This is a genomic window from Actinoplanes sp. NPDC048791 (genome assembly GCF_040650095.1).
Taxonomy (GTDB): domain Bacteria; phylum Actinomycetota; class Actinomycetes; order Mycobacteriales; family Micromonosporaceae; genus Actinoplanes.
This window is the reverse complement of the sequence record NZ_JBEZGQ010000616.1, coordinates 752-5164: the sequence shown is the minus strand read 5'-3', so window position 1 is coordinate 5164 and position 4413 is coordinate 752. Positions and strand designations below refer to the sequence as shown.

The following is a 4413-nucleotide window of genomic DNA, read 5'->3' as shown; positions in this document are numbered from 1 at the left end:
GCAGGCCTGCGCGCTGGTGGTCGAGGGACAGGCATTCTGCTGGGGCGCTCGCCGGACGAAGAGCGGGCCGGTCGGCGTCGACCTGGCCGCGGCGCTCGGCGAGATCAGCGCGGGCGGCGAGCACACCTGCGGGCTGGACCGGGCCGGCCGGGCGTTCTGCTGGGGCGACGGGGCCGACGGGCGGCTGGGCAGCGGGCGTTCGGTGGACCGGGCGGTGCCGGTCCGCACGGCCGGGCCCGCGCTGCGCGATCTGGATGCCGGCGAGGAGCACAGCTGCGCTTTCGACACCCGGGGGTACGCGTACTGCTGGGGAGCCGGCGCCGATGGACAGTTGGGATCGGGTAGCACGGCGGCTAGTGCTGTGCCCGTACCGGTGACGGGTCTGCCCCGGCCACCCGGCACCGCGACCGGCATCCGGGTGCGGGCCCTCGACGGCGGTCTGCGGGTCGACTGGCGGCCGCCGGCCGACCTCGGCACCGGGAAGTTCGCCTACTTCTGGGCAACGACCGCCGGCTACGAGTCCGGCTGCACACTCACCGTCCCCACCGCCGGCGCCTGCGAGCTGACCGGGCTGCGCAACGACCGGGAGTACGACGTCGCGGTCGTGGTCCGCACCGGCGACGGCATCACCGTCAGTGACTTCGTGACAGCCACGCCCGCCGCGGCCGCGCCCCTGCCCTCGGACACCCCGGAACCGCGCCGGATGAGCGTCTCGGTGCTGCCAGGCTCGGGCGGCGGCCTGCCGGTCACCGGGCTCAGCCCGGTCGCGCTCATCGCGCTCGGCACCCTGCTGCTGGGCGGCGGGCTGGCCGCCATGCTCGTCCGCCGGTCCTGAGCCGTCACGGCCCCGCGGTGTCCAGCGCGGCGTCCCGGAACTGCTCGGCGCCCTGCTTGAGGCGCTCGGTGTAGTACGGCCGGTTCCAGTTCACCCAGGTCACGGGCCCGGCCGTCTGGTCGGTGCCGGTGGCCGACACGGTGACCCCGACCCCCGGCGCGGCCCGCAGGGTGAGCTTGCGCCCGGCCGGCACGCCGACCATGTGCCGGGACGGGTCCGCGAAGCCCAGCATCGCCCACGGCACCCGCACCACGAGGTCGTCGCCGTCGCGTTCCCACAGGGCCCGGCTGTCCGCGTCCGGGCTGCCGTACCGGAGCATCCCGGCGTTCTGCAGCTCGGCCGGCAGCTTCCGGCCGGTGCCGGGGAAGGTCTGAGCCTGGTTGACGATCAGTTCGAAGCGCTGCCAGCCGATAGCCGCCGGCCCGCGGGCCGCGACCGGCACCTTGGCATACAGCGGCAGCGGGTCGAGCTGCCGGCGCAGGTACGCCTGCCCGTTCCGGGCCACCAGGTCCAGGAAGAACGCGGCGTCGGCGCTGCGGTTCGCGGTGCCGGGCGCGGGCTCGCCGGTGAGCCCGGGCAGCACGTCGAAGCCGAGGGTCAGCGTGCTCGGCGCGGGGTTGCCGAGCCGGACCCGCAACCGCAGGTACGCCTCGTCGACCCGGGCCGTGACCCGCCGCGACGGCCAGCCGTTCTCGTCGTCCAGCAGGTACTGGGTGCTCGCCTCCGGGGAGCCGGCGGCGTCCATCGCGATCAGGCCGAAGTGCTGCTCGTTGGTGAGCGCGTCGTGCCAGAGCTGGCGACGCTCGCGATCCTGGTGGCGCTGGGTGTTCCAGGTGGCCTTGAACCACTCGTCGGTCCAGGCGAAGAGGAAACCGCCCGCCAGGCCCTCGTCGCGGATCAGCCGCAGCAGCTCCGCGTCGATCCGCAGGGCCTCCCGCTCGCTGTGGTCACCCTGGCTGCGCCCGAGCGGGCCGTTGTGCGCGGATCCGAGCGCGGACGGTACGCCGAACTCGGTGATCAGCGTGGGCATCTCACCGTGGTGCCGTTTCAGGGCGGCGACATAACCCGCGTACGGGTCGGCCCGGCCCGCGTACCGGTGGGCCAGCAGCGCCGGCTCGTGCCGCTGGAAGTCGGGGTAGTACGGGTAGGCGTGGTAGCTGGCGAAGGTCCCGGCCGGCCACTTCCCGGTCGCCTCCACGTGGTTCGCGTCGAGCTGGGTCAGGTCCTCCTCGGGCAGCGGCTCCTGGGGGTGGCGCAGCGGGTCGGTGGTCGGCCAGTTGACGAAGGCGATCGGCTGGCTCAGCCCGGCCGCCGCCTGGAGGGTGGCCAGCTCGTTCAGCCGCGCGGCCAGCCAGCGTTCGGTCGGGGACGCCTGCGGGGTGCTCCGGACGTACCGGCCGCGGACCGGGGGAGCGTCCGCGTTGCGGTCGTCGGAGCGGGCCGTGGCGACGGGGTCGAGCTCGGCGCCGATGACCCAGCCGGCCAGCCAGGGGGTCACGTCGGCGGTCCAGGTGCCGTCGGCCCGCCCCGGTTGCGGCGTACGCGTGAGCTGCCCCCGCACCGCGCGGTCGGCGTCCCGGATCTCCCGCTGGAACGCGGTCGTCACGGCCCGGTCGAAGAGGTCGCTCTTCTCGACGTACGACTCATCCGGTGGATAGACGCCCTGCATCAAGTAGAGCGGCCGGTCCGGGTTGGCCCGGTTGTAGGCCACCAGTTCGGTGTAGAAGGACGGCGGGTGGATCGTGTAGATCCGCACCACCCGGATGCCGAGCCAGGCCATCGCCGCGAACCAGGTCCGGTACTGCCTGGTGCTCACCGACAGCTCGCCGGGCTGGTGCCCCGGCGTGGTGCTGCCCAGGTTCACGCCGGGCAGGAAGGTCACGTCCCCGCCCGCGGTGTGCAGCGCGAACTTGCCCTGACCGGCGGTCGCGAGCATGCGCAGGCCGCCGGCCTCCCGAGGGGTGGGAGCCCAGGAAGGGCCGGTGGGCGGTGAACCGATGCCGGTCATCCCCGGGATCGCGAAGGCCGCCGAACGCAACTCGGGCCGTGCTGCCGCGCCGGCCAGGAACAGGCACATGACCAGCGTGACGGCGCCGATCAGCAGCGGCTTGGCGCGCGCGGACCGGTGACGCCGTGGCGCCTGGACGAGATGGAGCGGGAAGTCCCCCACCCCGGCATTCTGTGCCGCGAGGGTTGCGGAATGGGCCGAATTGTCGGGAAGCTAGGGCCAACGGAACACTCGCCGTTCGGGGATTGTTGTGCCAGCGTTGATATGAGTCGCTGGTTGCGCGAGCGTGGGGAGCGGGGTCGTGGATCTTCTGGAGGAGTACCGCAGGGCCACATTCTTCTTCGAGTCCGGCGACCCCCTCGGGGCGGCCCGGCTGCTGGAACCGATCGTCGAGGCCGAGCCGCACAACGCGGCCGTACGCCAGTTACTGGCCCGCGCCTACTTCAACTCCGCGCAGCTCGGCCGGGCGGAGGCGCAGCTCAGAGCGCTGATCGAGCACGATCCCTCCGATCACTACGCACACCACGTCCTCGGCCGGACCCTCGAAAGGGCCGGCCGCTTTCGTGAGGCCCTGCCGCACCTGCGGCTGGCCGCGGCGATGAACAATCACGGTGACTACACCGAGGCGCTGCGGCGGGTCGAGACCTGGCTGGGCAAGAACGACGAGGGACGAGGATCGCAGACGTGAAGATCAAGCTGGACCTGCACGACATCTTCAACAAGGGCACCCAGATCGACAAAGCGCTGCGCGACGTCATCGACGAGGCCATCCAGAAGAAGGCCACGCTGGTCGAGATCATCCCGGGCAAGGGGTCGGGTGCCCTCAAGAAGAAGGTGATCCGCTTCCTGGACCAGAAGGAGATCAAGCAGCTCTACCACCGGGTCGAGAAGGACGGCGACAACTGGGGACGGCTCTTCGTGCACTTCAAGTTCGAGTCGGCGCAGGGCAAGGGCCGGCGCGGCCGCTGAGCCGTCAGAGCGTGAAGGTGTGGGCCACCGCGGCCATCTCCGAACTGTGTGAGCCCACGACCCCGACATCCGCGGGCCGGGGACGGAAGCCCGGCAGGGTGGACAACCCGTCGCTGGCGTCCATCGCCCGCAGCCGCAGCGGGGTATTCGCAGGAACGGTCAGAGTCACCTCGATGCCGTCGGGCGGCGGCGCATGGAACACGAAGCCGAAGCCCCACGGCCCGCCCGCCTTCCGGTCCGTGGGCACCGGACGGCCGGCGACCGTGGCCGCGCTGACCGTCGCCTCCGCGTTGACGTGCAGGGTGATCAGGCGTACCGCTCGCTGCGGGGTCAGCCGGAACGTGACAGTGCGCAGGCCCCCGGTCGTCGTGTCGGCCGACGGGGTCAGCGTCGGGGCCGGCAGGCCCGCGGGCTGGGCCGGGCCGCTGAACACCTCCGCCGGGCCGAACGCCGGCAGGGTGTCGAGGATCGGCGCCCGCCCGCCGGAGACGTACTGAACTGTCCAATCCTGTGGCTTGCTCTCCTGGCTCAGCCAGCGCGCCTGGCCGGTGTCCGTGTCCAGGGCGTACATCAGGTGGGTGGGGGACGGGTGGGCCGGGTC

Annotated in this window: 3 protein-coding genes and 2 pseudogenes; 3 read left to right on the top strand and 2 right to left on the bottom strand. The window is 72.6% G+C overall.

The window, feature by feature from the left end:
* Positions 1 to 835 (top strand): annotated as a pseudogene (locus AB0C29_RS32725) (hypothetical protein); the annotation flags it as partial.
* Between the two features lie 4 nt (positions 836 to 839).
* On the opposite strand, the gene AB0C29_RS32720 reads toward AB0C29_RS32725, so the two are convergent.
* Positions 840 to 3005: a hypothetical protein gene (locus AB0C29_RS32720; RefSeq protein WP_360828418.1), complete on the bottom strand. Its 2166-nt coding sequence runs from the start codon at positions 3003 to 3005 to the stop codon at positions 840 to 842.
* Positions 3006 to 3144: 139 nt separating this feature from the next.
* Here AB0C29_RS32720 and AB0C29_RS32715 point away from each other — a divergent pair, with 139 nt between their 5' ends.
* Together AB0C29_RS32715 and AB0C29_RS32710 are read left to right on the top strand one after the other, a co-directional pair.
* On the top strand, positions 3145 to 3531 hold the full coding sequence (locus tag AB0C29_RS32715; RefSeq protein ID WP_360828415.1) for a tetratricopeptide repeat protein: 387 nt from the start codon (positions 3145 to 3147) through the stop codon (positions 3529 to 3531).
* Complete coding sequence (locus AB0C29_RS32710) at positions 3528 to 3812, top strand: Smr/MutS family protein (protein WP_212987410.1); 285 nt, start codon at positions 3528 to 3530, stop codon at positions 3810 to 3812. The genes AB0C29_RS32715 and AB0C29_RS32710 overlap by 4 nt, the downstream gene beginning before the upstream one ends.
* A 4-nt stretch (positions 3813 to 3816) precedes the next feature.
* Here the strand turns inward: AB0C29_RS32710 and AB0C29_RS32705 are convergent.
* Positions 3817 to 4413, bottom strand: a pseudogene (locus AB0C29_RS32705) (peptidase); the annotation flags it as partial.